Source organism: Pseudodonghicola flavimaris (assembly GCF_030164425.1).
Classification (GTDB): domain Bacteria; phylum Pseudomonadota; class Alphaproteobacteria; order Rhodobacterales; family Rhodobacteraceae; genus Pseudodonghicola; species Pseudodonghicola flavimaris.
On the sequence record NZ_JASNJD010000009.1, the window covers coordinates 132,369 to 145,419 of the forward strand.

The following is a 13,051-nucleotide window of genomic DNA, read 5'->3' on the forward strand; positions in this document are numbered from 1 at the left end:
CATGACCACTGCTGTGAAATTCGACAATGTTTCCATCGTCTTCGGCGAGATGCCGCAGCGCGCGCTGCCGTTGATGGATGCGATGAAATCCCGCGCCGAGGTGCAGGAGGAAACCGGTCAGGTGCTGGGCGTGCACGATTGTTCGCTGGAGGTCGAGGGGGGCGAAATCCTCGTGCTGATGGGGCTGTCGGGGTCCGGCAAATCGACCCTGCTCAGGGCCGTCAACGCGCTGAACCCGGTGGTGCGCGGCGCGGTTCAGGTGCGCGACGGCGACCGGATGGTCAACGTCAGCGATGCCGATGCCGCCACGCTGCGCCACATCCGTCAGAGCCAGGTGGCGATGGTGTTCCAGCAATTCGGCCTGTTGCCCTGGCGCACGGTGCGCGAGAATGTCGGCCTGGGGCTGGAGCTCTCCGGCGTGGCAAAGGCCGAGCGGGCCGCGCGGGTAGACCGCCAGCTGGCGCTGGTGGGGCTGTCGGACTGGGGCGATCGCCGGGTGGGAGAGCTGTCGGGCGGCATGCAGCAGCGGGTGGGGCTGGCCCGCGCCTTTGCCACCGAAGCGCCGATCCTGCTGATGGATGAGCCGTTTTCCGCGCTCGATCCGCTGATCCGCACCCGGCTGCAGGACGAGTTGCTCGACCTGCAGAAGGAGCTCAAGCGCACCATCATCTTCGTCAGCCACGATCTGGACGAGGCGTTCAAGATCGGCAACCGGATCGCCATCATGGAGGGCGGGCGTATCGTCCAATGCGGCACGCCGCAGCAGATCTTCTCGCAGCCGGCAGATGACTATGTGTCTGATTTCGTGGCGCATATGAACCCGCTCGGGGTGTTGCGCGCGCGCGATTTGATGCAGCCCGCCGCCACCCCGCCGGCCCGGGTCATCGACCCCGATACGCCGGTGCGCGAGGTGATGGCCGAGGTCGTCGCCAGCGGCGATCCGATCGGCGTGGCCAGGAATGGCGAAATCCTGGGCGAGGTGACCCGCGAGACGCTTTTGTCAAAGCTTCTGGACCCGCGCGGCTGACTGTGCTGTCCTTGGGCATGCCTGCATCAAGACGGGTCATGACGGGGAGAATTCGGTGCTTCAGACAAGAAACGCCTCACATTTGTGCGGAGCGCATGGTTTTTCAGCAATGCATTTGGCCGCGCCTGATGCGACGGCGCGGCCTTCAGTCGATCCCTTGCTGTTCGGTTAACGAGGGAGGCTGATCATTCCATGGGCCATACCGATACACAGTTTGATGAAATGCTTGCCGGCCTCGACCAGGCCCGGCCGCCTTACGAAGGCTATTACAATTGGTTTTGCGGCGAAGACCTGAAAGGGCTCCGGCGCAAATCGGCAGAGGCCGAGGCGTTCTTTCGCCGCATCGGCATCACCTTCAACGTCTATGGGCAGGAAGAGGCCGACGAACGGCTGATCCCCTTCGACATCGTGCCGCGGATCATCGCGGCGCGCGAATGGGCCAAGCTGGAACGCGGCATCGAACAGCGCGTGCGCGCGATCAACGCCTTTCTCCATGACATCTATCACCGCCAGGAAATCCTGCGCGCGGGCCGCATCCCGGAACATCTGATCGCCGGCAACGATGCCTTTCTGCCGCAGATGATCGGGGTCAACCCGCCCGGTGGCGTCTATACCCATATCGTCGGCGTCGATCTGGTGCGCACCGGCGAGGATGAGTTCTTCGTGCTGGAAGACAACGCCCGCACGCCCTCCGGCGTCTCCTACATGCTGGAGAACCGCGAGACGATGGTGCAGATGTTCCCGGAGCTTTTCACCAAGCTCAAGGTGCGTCCGGTCAGCGCCTATCCGCAGCTGTTGCGCCGGTCGTTGTCGGACAGCGCGCCGCAGAACTCGCCCAACGACAAGCCGGTGGTGGCGGTGCTGACGCCAGGCATCCACAACTCCGCCTATTTCGAACATGCCTTCCTGGCCGACCGGATGGGGGCGGAACTGGTCGAGGCGCATGACCTCAGGGTCGAGAACGGCCGCGTGGCGATGCGCACGACGCGCGGTTACAAGCCGATCGACGTGCTTTATCGCCGGGTCGACGACGATTACCTCGACCCGTTGACCTTCAACCCGGAAAGCGTGCTGGGGGTGCCGGGGATCATGGATGTCTACCGCGCCGGCAATATCACCCTGGCCAATGCGCCGGGCACCGGAATCGCCGACGACAAGGCGCTCTATTCCTACATGCCCGACATCATCGAATTCTACACCGGCGAAAAGGCGATCCTGCCCAACGTGCCGACCTGGCGCTGTTCCGAACCCGATGCGCTGGCCTATGTGCTGGAGCATCTTTCGGAACTGGTGGTGAAGGAGGTTCACGGCTCGGGCGGCTACGGCATGCTGGTCGGCCCGGTAGCGAGCAAGAAGGAAATCGCCGCTTTCGAGAAGAAGCTGCGCGCCAAGCCGGCCAATTACATCGCGCAGCCGACGCTGTCGCTGTCGACGGTGCCGATCCTGACCAAGGCGGGGCTGGCGCCGCGCCATGTGGATCTGCGGCCCTTCGTGCTGGTGTCGCCCAACCGGATCGACATGACCCCGGGAGGGCTGACGCGGGTGGCGCTGAAGAAAGGGTCGCTGGTGGTGAACTCGTCTCAGGGCGGGGGCACCAAGGATACCTGGGTTCTGGGGGACTGACGCATGACGCTCGGAAAGAACGCCGGCGGACTGTATTGGATGTTCCGCTATCTGGAGCGGGCAGAGAATACCGCCCGTCTTCTTGAGGCCGGGTGGTATATCGCCCTGACCCACGCCAACAACGGCACGAACGAATGGGAATCGATCCTGACCACGGCCGGGATGAACGAGGCCTATCTGGAAAAACACGAGAGCTTCGAGGCCGCCAGCGCGATCAACTTCCTGCTGCGCGACAAGTCGAACTCCTCCTCGGTGATGAGCGCGATCGAGGCCGCCCGCTCGAATGCCCGCATGGTGCGCACCGCGCTGTCCGGCGAGGTCTGGGAAGCGGTGAACGAATGCTGGATGGAGCTGAAGGCGGCGCTGGCGCGGCCGGTCACCGAGCGCAACCTGCATGAAACGCTGATGATGGTGCGCAACCGGACCTCGGTGGTGCGGGGCGCGCTGCACGGCACCATGCTGCGCAACGACATCTATGCCTTCTCGCGGCTGGGCACCTTTCTCGAACGCGCCGACAACACGGCGCGGATCCTGGACGTGAAATATTATGTCCTGCTGCCCTCGGCCTCTTTCGTCGGCTCCAGCATCGACAACGTGCAGTGGGAGGTGATCCTGCGGTCGGTATCGGCGGAGCGGTCCTATCACTGGCTGAACGGTGGCGATCTGACGCCGCAGGGGATTGCGGAATTCCTGATCCTCGACAAGCGGATGCCGCGGTCGCTGGCCTTCTGCTGCACCAAGATCAGCCAGTATCTGGGTCTGCTGGAAGAGGAATACGGCCAGCGTCAGGAAAGCCAGATCCAGGCGGAGCGCATTTGCGCGCGGGTCAGCTCGGCGTCGGTGGAGGCCATTTTCGACGAGGGGCTGCACGAGTTCCTGGCCGAATTCCTCGCCGATGCGGCGCGGCTGTCCGGCCTGATCGAGACCGATTTCAAATTCTACGGGTAGGCAGATGCGGCTGAAGATCACCCATACCACCACCTATACCTATGACGAGCCGGCCTATTACGCGCTGCAGCAGCTGCGGCTGGTGCCACGCACCGGGCCGGGACAGGAGGTGCTGGAGTGGTCCTCGACGGTGCAGGGCGGCACCAAGCAACTGACTTTCGACGACCAGTTCGGCAATCACACCGAACTGGTGATCGCGGATCCTGCGACCCGGACCCTGGAAATCCTGACCGAGGGCTGTGTCGAGGTCAGCGATCTGAACGGGGTGATCGGGCCGCACAAGGGCTATGCGCCGCTCTGGCTGTTTCGGGGCAGCACGCCGCTGACCGCGCCGGGGCCGCAACTGCGCCAGCTGGCCGCCCGGGTGCGGAGCGAGGGGCGGGAGCCGGGCGGTGTCGAGCCGCTGCATGCACTGTCGGCGATGATCGGCGAGGCCGTCGCCTACGAGGCCGGCCACACCGACAGCACCACCACAGCCGAGGCAGCGTTGGCCGCGGGGCACGGCGTCTGCCAGGACCATGCGCAGATCATGATCGCGGTGGCGCGGCTTCTGGGCTATCCTGCACGTTATGTCAGCGGTTACCTGCTGCTGGACGGGCAGGTGGAACAGGATGCCGCCCATGCCTGGGCCGAGGTCTGGACCGCCGGGCTGGGTTGGGTCGGCTTCGACGTGTCGAACGGGATTTGTCCGGACGCGCGCTATGTCCGGGTGGCGACGGGCCGCGATTATCGCGATGCCGCGCCGATCCACGGCTTACGTCAGGGCGCGGGGGACGAGGCGTTACATGTGACCTTGCAAGTTCAGCAATAGGCTGCTTGATAAGCGCGTCGTGGAAGAGGTGCCGTCAAATGACCTATTGTGTGGGACTCATGCTGAACAAGGGGCTGGTGTTCATGTCGGACACCCGCACCAATTCCGGTATCGATAACATCTCGACCTTCCGCAAGATGTTCACCTGGGAGGTGCCGGGAGAGCGCGCTATCACCCTGATGACCGCCGGCAATCTGGCGACCACGCAATCGGTGGTCAGCCTGCTGGAGGAGCGCAGCAAGGAGCCCGCCGCGCGCCAGCCCGGTATCCTTGAGGCGAAATCGATGTTTCAGGTGGCGACCTTGGTGGGCAACACGCTGAAAGAGGTCATCGCCACCCATGCGGAGGTCGGTCAGCGCGCCGATGCGACCTTCAATGCCACCATGATCCTTGGCGGTCAGGTCGCGGGCGGCGAGCCCCGGCTGTTCCTGATCTACCCCGAGGGTAATTTCATCGAGGCGAGCTTCGACACCCCTTATTTCCAGATCGGCGAGACCAAATACGGCCGGCCGATCCTGGTGCGCGCCTATGAGCCCGACCTCAGCTTCGAGGCGGCGATCAAGCTGTTGCTGGTGTCCTTCGATTCCACCATCAAGGCCAACCTGTCGGTGAGCCTGCCGCTCGATGTGCATGTCTACCGGCGCGACGGGCTGAAGATCGGGCGCCAGTTCCGCATCCAGCAGAACGATCCCTATTTCGAAGAGGTCTCAAGCGGCTGGGGCATCGCCTTGCGCGACGCCTTCGGCCATCTGCCCGATTTCACCTTCCCCGAAGAGACGGATTAGGCGCCGTTCAGGCGCCGGCGATCTGCCTGAGCGCCAGATCCGCCAGCAGCCCGCCAGCGTCGCCCAGGGTGAAGCTGATCTCGAAATGATCCATGTTGCGGCCGACGTGCAGCGGCAGCCCGCCGGCGGCAGCCATGGCGACGGACTGGCGGGTGAAGTCGTCCGATTCCGCATCGCCCACCGCCAGCGCCAGCGGGCATCCCAGCCGGTCGAGGTGGCGGTTCGGGCTCAGTTCGGCGACCATGGCATCATCGAGCTGCATGTAATCGTTGCGGGCGCTCAGCTGCACCGGGCCGAGGTCATAGCCGCCGCTGCAACAGAGCGCCCCCTTGAGGAGATCGGCGGGCAGACCGAAGGCGCCGGCCCAGTCGGTGACCGCGACACAGGCCGCCAGATGCCCACCCGAGGAATGGCCGGAGACAAAGATCCGCTCGGGATTGCCGCCGAAGCGGGCCGCGTTGCGATAGACCCAGGCCAGCCCGCGGCGGGTCTGGACGACCATCTCGCGCAGATCGACCGCCGGCAACAGGCCGAAGTCCAGCGCGACGAAATGGATGCCACGGCTGACGAAGAGCTCCGCCGCGAAACCGCTGTCGGCTTTGCTCATGCTGCGCCAGGCGCCGCCGTGGATAAAGACATGAACCGGCGCCTCGCTTGCGGCGGCGCGGTAGACGTCGAGCGTTTCGGCAGGGCTGTCGCCATAGGCGTAGGCGGTCGGCGCGCCGAGAGCGGCCTTTGCGGCATCGGTCCGCGCCCGGTATTCTGCCGCATAGGCGGCGGGCGGCCGGCGGGACCACTTGCTCTGATCGTACTGGCGATCCAGCGCCGCCTGAGAATAGTCGCGAAAGACCGGATCGGACATCGGGGAAGCTCCAGAATTTATTTTATGACTTTAGTATCTCCGGAGGGGATGTCAAAGCGTGGCCGGCGGGCCCGCCCTGCGGGGGCGGGCGCGGCAGCGCAGGTGCCTGTCTTTGGGGCAGGCCACAGACGCCCCAATTCCATCTTTTGAAAAAGTCGAAACAGATCGCCAATTCCCGGATGCGGAAATGGGATTTCGGCGTTTGGGATCAGCCCTTTTCCGCGTCTTCGGCTTCGGCGTTTCTGATTTCTTCGGCGAGATGGCGCATGCTGTTGGCCATGTCCTCGATCTCCTGCAGGGAGATGTTGCGCAATTTGCGCGAGGTTTCGCCCCGGTGCAGCTGCACCGCCTTCTGAAACACCGCGATGCCTTCGTCGGTGATGGTGGCGCGGAACGACCGCCGGTCGGTTTCGGCCACCGTCTTGCTGACATATCCGTCCTTCTGCAGCCGCGCGATCAGGCCGGAGACATTGCCGTTGGTGACCTTGAGATTGGTCGACAGCTCGCTCATCGAAAGACCGTCGCGAAACCGGTAAAGCTGTGCCAGCACATCGAATTTCGCGATGCTGAGACCGGCGCCGGCGATCAGGGCAGAGTTCAGATCGTCGAAGATCAGCCGGTGGACCTTCAGCACCTGCAGCCAGAACCGGGTTTCGGCCTGCTGTCGTTCTGTCAGCGACGCCTCCCCTTCGACAAAAACCTGTTTATCGTCATCGACCAAGGGCAGGGAGGGTAAGCTCATCCGAAAGTCCCGCGTTCTCTATTATTATTGGGTTTCGTTGTAATAGGCTGTCAGGGCGGTCTTGATATCCTCGGGAATGGGAATGGGGCGATGCGTCTCCAGAGATGTGGTCACCGTCGTATAGTCTCCGCGCAAGGCTTCGCCTTCCCCCAGCATGGCGTGCAGCACCAGGCTGTATGAACTCTTCCCAATTTTGACCACCCGAACAAAGATATCGACTTCGTCTCCCATCCTGCAAGGGGAAAAGAAGCTGGCCGACGCATGGACATATCCCAGCCCGGTGCGGCGCTCACCGATCAGCTCGTAGTAGTTCAGGCCGAGGCAGTCGCAGAACCAGGCCTCGATGGCCTGGTTGAAGACGTCGAAGAATTTCGGCGTATAGACGATCCCCGCCGGATCGCATTGCCCGTGGCGGAAGGTGACCCGATGGGACCACATCCCCTGGGGCAGCTGGTCGCGGGTCATGGGCCGGGGACGCGGCGCGGCGGGGGTGTCGTCTGGGGTCATACGAAGGTCTCGACGGTCTGGATGGTCTCATCAAGGCTCTGGTGAGAGGAGTCCTTGACGGCGGAGGTCAGCAGGATCCTGGCCCATTGCGCGGCATCCTCGCGTCCGGTCAGGCGGCGGGCGGTGGCCATCACCTTGTCGAACTTCGATTTGCCGCGATCATGGGTGTCGGAATAGCCCTTGATCAGCCGGCGGAAGCGCAGCACCTCCACCCCCAGATCGTAATCCCGGTCCAGCGCCTCGGTGGCCTGGTCCAGCCAGGCGCCGCGATGGGCGATCTCGTCACGGTGGCGCAGCGACAGCCGGCGCATCCGCCGATACCCTGCCAGCGCATAGAGCACGACGAAGCCCGACAGCGAATAGGTCTTCACCCGCCGCCCCTTGTTGAACCGCCGGTCCAGCCAGGCATAGAGCCGGGGCCGGGCGATAATCGCCGCCGCCAGTCTCGCCGGCAGGATCGAGGTGAGCTCCTCCATCCGGGGGTGCATGAACTCAGTGGTCTGCAGGGTCTGATCGCCCTTCAGGCCCAGGTCCTGTTCGATCCGCTGGCGCCGCGCCTGCCGGGTCTTGGCATCCGCCACCCGCATGATGTCGTCATAGGCCATGGCATTGGCCAGGTATTTCGCCGCCTCGCGGGTGAAGAGCCAGCCGCGGGCGGTGCCGCCGGCGGCGGCGTCCCTGGCCTGCAGATCGCGCAGAAGGTCGAGGTATTCGCGGCCATAGGCGGCATCCTGGAAATCGACCACCTTCTTCAGGCCGAGAAAGGCGATCTCCTGCACCTCGGCGGGCTGTTCCTTCAGCAATTGCTGCAGCAGCCGGTTGGCCTTGCGGGAGCGGACCTGCGTCGGCACCGTCACGGTTTCTGCATCCTCGGTCGCCGGTGCGAGGGTCTCGGCGGCAGGGCCGTTCACCGCGCGGTCAAAGGCGGCGTCGAAGGTACGGATGCTGGCTTCGACCCCTTTGCCGCCTTTGCGGATCACCTCGTAAAACGCGTCGCGGGGAAACGGCAGGGTGCCGGAGGCCGCCAGCGCGCCGAACATCGCCGAGGAGATGACGCTGCCGTTGCGGGTGGCCAGGTCGTTCATGTCGAAGATGAACTCTTGCTGTGCCGTCACCCCGATGGCGTCGAAGACCGCGCCGCTGTCGGCGATGCCCTCGCCGGGCGCCATCTTCTCGGTCACCGCCAGGGCGCGGTGGTCCGAGGCGATCAGCGTGGTGCGGTCCGGGGTGACGATGCCGCGCAGGATCGACCTGCCGGCCTCCATGAACTCAGAGGCGATCACCACATCGACATCGCCCGGGGTCGGCATCTGCGCCAGGATTGGCGCCCGCCCTTCGGGGTCATGCGGCATCATCTCGACATAGTAGATCGTCGCGCCGGTCCGCTGGGCGACACCCGGGACAGAGGTGGATTGCGCCACCCAGCCCTGGGTTTCAGCCAGATCGACGATCCAGTTGGTCAGCACGCCGCCCCCCTGACCGCCCATGGCGACGATGGCAACGGAAATCGGCCGTTCGGTGGCCGGGCCGACCGCTTCGAGGTTCAGTTTCACAGTATCGGATTTCATCTTGGATCACGCATCGAAAGAGACGGCGGCGCGTTCGCGGCGCTTTTGCAGGAACCCGATCGCGCCCATGGTCACGCGCGATCTGAACCGGTCCCAGCCAGTGGGGTTGTTGACGACATCGGCGCGGTAGAAACTGGGGCAGAGGACGGCGGCATCGGCCACCTCGCCACAGTTGCCGCAGGCGACGCAGGTGTTGTCGATGGCGGCGACCGGATCGTCGCGCAGCGGATCGTCCAGCTCCTTGACCGACAGCGACGGGCAGCCCGACAGCCGGATACAGGCATGATCGCCGGTGCAGACATCCTCGTCGACGCCGAACCGCTGGGTCACGGTGCGCGCGCCCGACTGGATCGCCTTGCGGATCTGCGGCTTCACCCGGCGCTGCTTGTTCAGCATGCATTCGGAGGAGGCGACGATCACCTTCGGCCCCTCGGCATCGGTGGTCAGCGCCTCGCGCAGCACGTCGCGCATCTGGTTGACGTCATAGGTGCGGTCGATCTGGCGAACCCAGGTGACCCCGATCCCCTTCACCGCGGTGACGATGGAATTGTTGGTCTTCCGGCGCTTGTTGAAGGCGCGGGATGACAGGATGTCCTGACCGCCGGTGGCGGAGGAATAATAGTTGTCGATGATCAGGAAGACGCCGTCGTGCTTGTTGAACACGGCGTTGCCGATGCCGCTGGTCAGCCCGTTGTGCCAGAAGCCGCCGTCGCCCATGATCGCGATCGACCGTTTCGCCCCCTTGACGTTGAAGGCCGAAGCCGAGGCCGCGCCCAGCCCGTAGCCCATCGTCGTGGTGCCGAGGTCGAAGGGCGGCAGGATCGAGAACAGGTGACAGCCGATGTCGGCTGAGACATGGTGTTCGCCCAGCTCTTCGTGCACCAGCTTCATGGCGGCGAAGATCGGCCGTTCCGGGCAGCCGGTACAGAGCCCGGGCGGCCGCGAGGGGACCACGTCCTTGAGCTTTTCCACCGCCGGCTGGGTCAGGATCGGTACCGGATCGGGCAGCGGCGGCCGGTTGCCCAGCTGGACCGGATCGTGATCTTCCAGGAACCGCTCGATACCCCCCATCAGCACCGCGGCGGTGTAATCGCCGCCCATCGGCAGGTAATCCTTGCCGTGCACGGTCACCGGTGTCTTGCGCCGGGCGGTGACGGTGGAGATCGACTGTTCGATGAATTCCGGCTGGCCTTCCTCCACGACCAGAACGTGGTCGAGCCCGTCGCAGAACTCCGCCACCTCGCTGTCGATGGTCGGGTAGGCCACGTTCATCACATAGAGCGGCACCTGGGTGTTGCCGTAGGCATCGCTGAGGCCGAGGAACTGCAGCGCCCGGATGGTGCTGTTGTACAGGCCGCCCTGGACGATGATCCCGGTCTTGCTGCCGGCTTTGTCGCCGAAGAATTCGTTCAGCCTGTGGGTCTTGATGAAGTCGATCGCGGCGGGGAAGCGTTGTTTGATCTTCTCCTGTTCCTGCACATAGGCGGCCGGCGGCAGCACGATGCGGCTAAGGTCGCGCCTGGGCGTGTTCAACGCGTCCTTCAGGGTGAACTCGGGGCGCTTGTTGTCCTTGCAGACGAAGCTGCCGTGCATGTGGCACGACCGGACGCGGACCTGCAGCAGGACCGGCGTGTTGGAAGCTTCCGACAGCTCGAAGCCCTTCTCGATCAGGTTGACCATGCACTCCTGCTCGGGGCGCGGGTCCAGAAGCCACATCTGCGATTTCATTGCAAATGCATGTGTTCGCTCCTGCATGATCGAGGAGCCCTCGCCATAGTCCTCGCCGACGATGACCATGGCGCCGCCGGTCACCCCGCCCGAGGCGAGGTTCGCCAGCGCGTCGGAGGCGACGTTGGTGCCGACCGTCGATTTCCAGGCGACGGCCCCGCGCAGCGGGTACATCACCGAGGCCGAGAGCATGGCGCCCGCAGTCGCTTCGCTGGCGGAGGCCTGATAGTTGACGCCGAGGTCCTCCAGCAGGTCGTTGGCGTCGGCCAGAACATCCATCAAATGCGAGATCGGCGAGCCCTGATAGCCGCCGACGTAAGAGATCCCCGACTGCAGCAGCGCCTTGGTGATGGCCAGAATCCCTTCGCCCCGGAAGATATCCCCGTCGCCCAGCTTGAGGTCTTCGACCTCCTTCGCGAATGATCGTTCAGCCATGGATCTCTCCTTCTCGCTGAGGTCTGAATTAATTTTATATGTAAAATAGGTCAAGACTTTGTGGCCTGGAGGAGGGGGAAACCTCTTCCCTCTGGTCGAAATTTGAGCGGTCGACGCTGCGGCCCAGGCCTGACTTTGTCTCGCCTTATTACATGCAAAATCATGTAACAGGATACTGCGTGAATTGCAAAACCAGACTTGGGGTCGTGCTGCGGACAAGGGCGCCGTGCCAGGGCGGGGCTAGTGAAACAGGTACAAACCGGGCCCGTCACCGCCGTCCGCGGCTGGTTTTTCCCGTGGTTCCGGACAGCCGGGAATCAATGCCCAAATTTTGCGCAGCGTCTGGGGTGGCGGGTGCATCCGGCGGGAATGGATGCTTTATGGCTCAAGTATTCCCGGTCTCCGGCGTGGTTGCCGTTGCGGTTATGTTGATTGGTCCGCCAATTCATGCCCAGATCGGGGGATGGGCCGGGGTAGCGAAAGGGCAGGGCGAAGATGGTGCAGGTGAAGAAGGAATCCGTTCACAACGCCATTCTCGATGCGGCCTATCACCTGTTTTCCGAGCAGGGCTATCACAAGACCACGCTCAGCCAGATCGCCCGGTCCGCCAATGTCGGGGTCGGCAGCGTCTACTCCTACTTCGATTCCAAGCTGCACCTGCTCTATGCCGCCTATGAACCCTGGCAGAGCGGTTGTTTCGAGGATCTGGAGCATCAGCTCGAAGCGGATGCGCCGCCGCGCGACAGGTTGCGGACCCTGTTGCTGGGGGTGTGGCGGGATATCCCGATGCGCAACGTGGGGCTGGCCAACAGCCTGATGGAGGCGCTGTCCTCGGCGGATCGCGGCGCCGGCAAGCCGGGCGCGCTGCTGAAATCGACGGAGGCACGTCTGCGGGCGATGCTGGAACGGGTGCTGCCTGCACCGGTTGCGCAGCAGGCCGATCTTGAGGTTTTGCCGAACCTGATCCTGATGGCCTATGACGGTTTCGTCATCAACCGGCACCTGAACGATATTGCCGATCTGGAACAGGCGGCGGAGGTCATGTGCCGGTTGATCCTGGGGCCGGAGGGTTAGGGGCGCGGCGGGATATCCAGCACGATCCGTCCGCGCGAAATCCGGCCCTCCTGCATCAGCCGATGCGCCTCGGCGGCTCTCTCCAGCGGCAACCGCAGCGCCACCTGCGGCCGCAATACCCGTTGATCGGCCAGCGCGACCACCCGGCGCAGCGTTTCCGGCCGGTCGTGGATTTCGGCCAGGGTGAGCCGTACCGCATGTTCGGCAGAGCGGTCCTGAAACGGTGCCGCCCGCAGGCAGACCATATGGCCGCCGGGGGCCAGCACGCTGTAGGAACGCTGGTGGACCTCGCCGCCGATCAGGTCGAGAACGATGTCGAAGGGGGCGGCGATCCGGGTGAAATCCTCCCGGTCGTAGGCGATGGCCTGATCGGCCCCCATGGCGCGCAGATGGGCGGCGTTCTCGGCGCGGGCGGTGGCGGCGACGAAGGCACCGGCGTGATGGGCAAGCTGTACCGCAAGGCTGCCGATCGCCCCGGCGCCGCCCTGGATCAGCACCCGCTGGCGGGGTCTCACCCGGGCGATCTCCTCGATACAGATCACGGCGCAGACGCCGGCATGCATCAGCGCGGCGGCCTCGGCCGGCGCCAGGGTCACAGGCGCCGGGGTCAGGCTGTCGCGGTCGCGCAGAATCGATTGGGCATAGGTGCCGTTCTCGCCATGCTGTGCGATGACGCAGACCCGGTCGCCGAGGCGGGCATAGTCCACACCGGGACCGATGGCGCTGACCACCCCGGCACCGTCGCGACCGGGGATTTTCGGGAACTGCACGGTGAAGAGATCGGTCAGCCGTCCGGCGCGCAGCTTCCAGTCGGCGGGGATGACGCTGGCGGCCTCCAGATCGACACGGACCTGACCGGGGCCGGGCACCGGATCGGGCCGCTCGGACAGCCTCAGGACCTCCGGTCCGCCGAAGCGGTCATAGGTGATCGCGCGCACCGC

At 64.5% G+C, this 13,051-nt stretch carries 12 protein-coding genes; 6 read left to right on the top strand and 6 right to left on the bottom strand.

What is annotated here, in order from left to right:
* Position 1 precedes the first annotated feature (1 nt).
* From choV to QO033_RS13755, 5 genes are all read left to right on the top strand, one after another.
* Positions 2–1,027: a choline ABC transporter ATP-binding protein gene (gene choV, locus QO033_RS13735; protein WP_284481547.1), complete on the top strand. Its 1,026-nt coding sequence runs from the start codon at positions 2–4 to the stop codon at positions 1,025–1,027.
* A 192-nt stretch (positions 1,028–1,219) separates the two neighbouring features.
* On the top strand, positions 1,220–2,650 hold the full coding sequence (locus tag QO033_RS13740; protein WP_407682115.1) for a circularly permuted type 2 ATP-grasp protein: 1,431 nt from the start codon (positions 1,220–1,222) through the stop codon (positions 2,648–2,650).
* A 3-nt stretch (positions 2,651–2,653) separates the two neighbouring features.
* Positions 2,654–3,598: an alpha-E domain-containing protein gene (locus tag QO033_RS13745; RefSeq protein ID WP_284481548.1), complete on the top strand. Its 945-nt coding sequence runs from the start codon at positions 2,654–2,656 to the stop codon at positions 3,596–3,598.
* A gap of 4 nt (positions 3,599–3,602) precedes the next feature.
* A complete protein-coding gene (locus tag QO033_RS13750; RefSeq protein WP_284481549.1) occupies positions 3,603–4,409 on the top strand; it encodes a transglutaminase family protein in 807 nt (268 codons plus the stop codon).
* Positions 4,410–4,447: 38 nt separating this feature from the next.
* The gene (locus QO033_RS13755; RefSeq protein WP_284481550.1) at positions 4,448–5,194 is read left to right on the top strand and encodes a proteasome-type protease; all 747 of its coding nucleotides are present in this window, start codon (positions 4,448–4,450) and stop codon (positions 5,192–5,194) included.
* A gap of 7 nt (positions 5,195–5,201) precedes the next feature.
* Here QO033_RS13755 and QO033_RS13760 read toward each other — a convergent pair whose 3' ends face one another.
* The 5 genes from QO033_RS13760 to QO033_RS13780 form a co-directional block, all read right to left on the bottom strand.
* Entirely contained in the window at positions 5,202–6,056 is an 855-nt protein-coding gene (locus tag QO033_RS13760; RefSeq protein WP_284481551.1) for an alpha/beta hydrolase, read from the bottom strand.
* 208 nt (positions 6,057–6,264) lie between these two features.
* Complete coding sequence (locus tag QO033_RS13765; protein ID WP_284481552.1) at positions 6,265–6,798, bottom strand: MarR family winged helix-turn-helix transcriptional regulator; 534 nt, start codon at positions 6,796–6,798, stop codon at positions 6,265–6,267.
* Between the two features lie 24 nt (positions 6,799–6,822).
* Positions 6,823–7,305 carry an acyl-CoA thioesterase gene (locus QO033_RS13770; RefSeq protein WP_284481553.1) on the bottom strand — a complete coding sequence of 161 codons (483 nt, stop codon included), beginning with the start codon at positions 7,303–7,305 and terminating at the stop codon, positions 6,823–6,825.
* Complete coding sequence (locus QO033_RS13775) at positions 7,302–8,873, bottom strand: indolepyruvate oxidoreductase subunit beta family protein (RefSeq protein WP_284481554.1); 1,572 nt, start codon at positions 8,871–8,873, stop codon at positions 7,302–7,304. The genes QO033_RS13770 and QO033_RS13775 overlap by 4 nt, the downstream gene beginning before the upstream one ends.
* A 6-nt stretch (positions 8,874–8,879) precedes the next feature.
* A complete protein-coding gene (locus QO033_RS13780; protein ID WP_284481555.1) occupies positions 8,880–11,036 on the bottom strand; it encodes an indolepyruvate ferredoxin oxidoreductase subunit alpha in 2,157 nt (718 codons plus the stop codon).
* Positions 11,037–11,540: 504 nt separating this feature from the next.
* Here QO033_RS13780 and QO033_RS13785 point away from each other — a divergent pair.
* Complete coding sequence (locus tag QO033_RS13785; protein WP_284481556.1) at positions 11,541–12,110, top strand: TetR/AcrR family transcriptional regulator; 570 nt, start codon at positions 11,541–11,543, stop codon at positions 12,108–12,110.
* On the opposite strand, the gene QO033_RS13790 is transcribed toward QO033_RS13785, so the two are convergent.
* Positions 12,107–13,048, bottom strand: a complete 942-nt coding sequence (locus QO033_RS13790; protein WP_284481557.1) for an NADP-dependent oxidoreductase — start codon at positions 13,046–13,048, stop codon at positions 12,107–12,109. The genes QO033_RS13785 and QO033_RS13790 overlap by 4 nt on opposite strands.
* Positions 13,049–13,051: the final 3 nt, after the last annotated feature.

What these genes read in the sequence shown, in the direction of transcription:
- choV (WP_284481547.1), top strand. Translation starts at nt 2, where the DNA reads ATGACCACTGCTGTGAAATTCGACAATGTTTCCATCGTCTTCGGCGAG.
- QO033_RS13740 (WP_407682115.1), top strand. Translation starts at nt 1,220, where the DNA reads ATGGGCCATACCGATACACAGTTTGATGAAATGCTTGCCGGCCTCGAC.
- QO033_RS13745 (WP_284481548.1), top strand. Translation starts at nt 2,654, where the DNA reads ATGACGCTCGGAAAGAACGCCGGCGGACTGTATTGGATGTTCCGCTAT.
- QO033_RS13750 (WP_284481549.1), top strand. Translation starts at nt 3,603, where the DNA reads ATGCGGCTGAAGATCACCCATACCACCACCTATACCTATGACGAGCCG.
- QO033_RS13755 (WP_284481550.1), top strand. Translation starts at nt 4,448, where the DNA reads ATGACCTATTGTGTGGGACTCATGCTGAACAAGGGGCTGGTGTTCATG.
- QO033_RS13760 (WP_284481551.1), bottom strand. Translation starts at nt 6,056, where the DNA reads ATGTCCGATCCGGTCTTTCGCGACTATTCTCAGGCGGCGCTGGATCGC.
- QO033_RS13765 (WP_284481552.1), bottom strand. Translation starts at nt 6,798, where the DNA reads ATGAGCTTACCCTCCCTGCCCTTGGTCGATGACGATAAACAGGTTTTT.
- QO033_RS13770 (WP_284481553.1), bottom strand. Translation starts at nt 7,305, where the DNA reads ATGACCCCAGACGACACCCCCGCCGCGCCGCGTCCCCGGCCCATGACC.
- QO033_RS13775 (WP_284481554.1), bottom strand. Translation starts at nt 8,873, where the DNA reads ATGAAATCCGATACTGTGAAACTGAACCTCGAAGCGGTCGGCCCGGCC.
- QO033_RS13780 (WP_284481555.1), bottom strand. Translation starts at nt 11,036, where the DNA reads ATGGCTGAACGATCATTCGCGAAGGAGGTCGAAGACCTCAAGCTGGGC.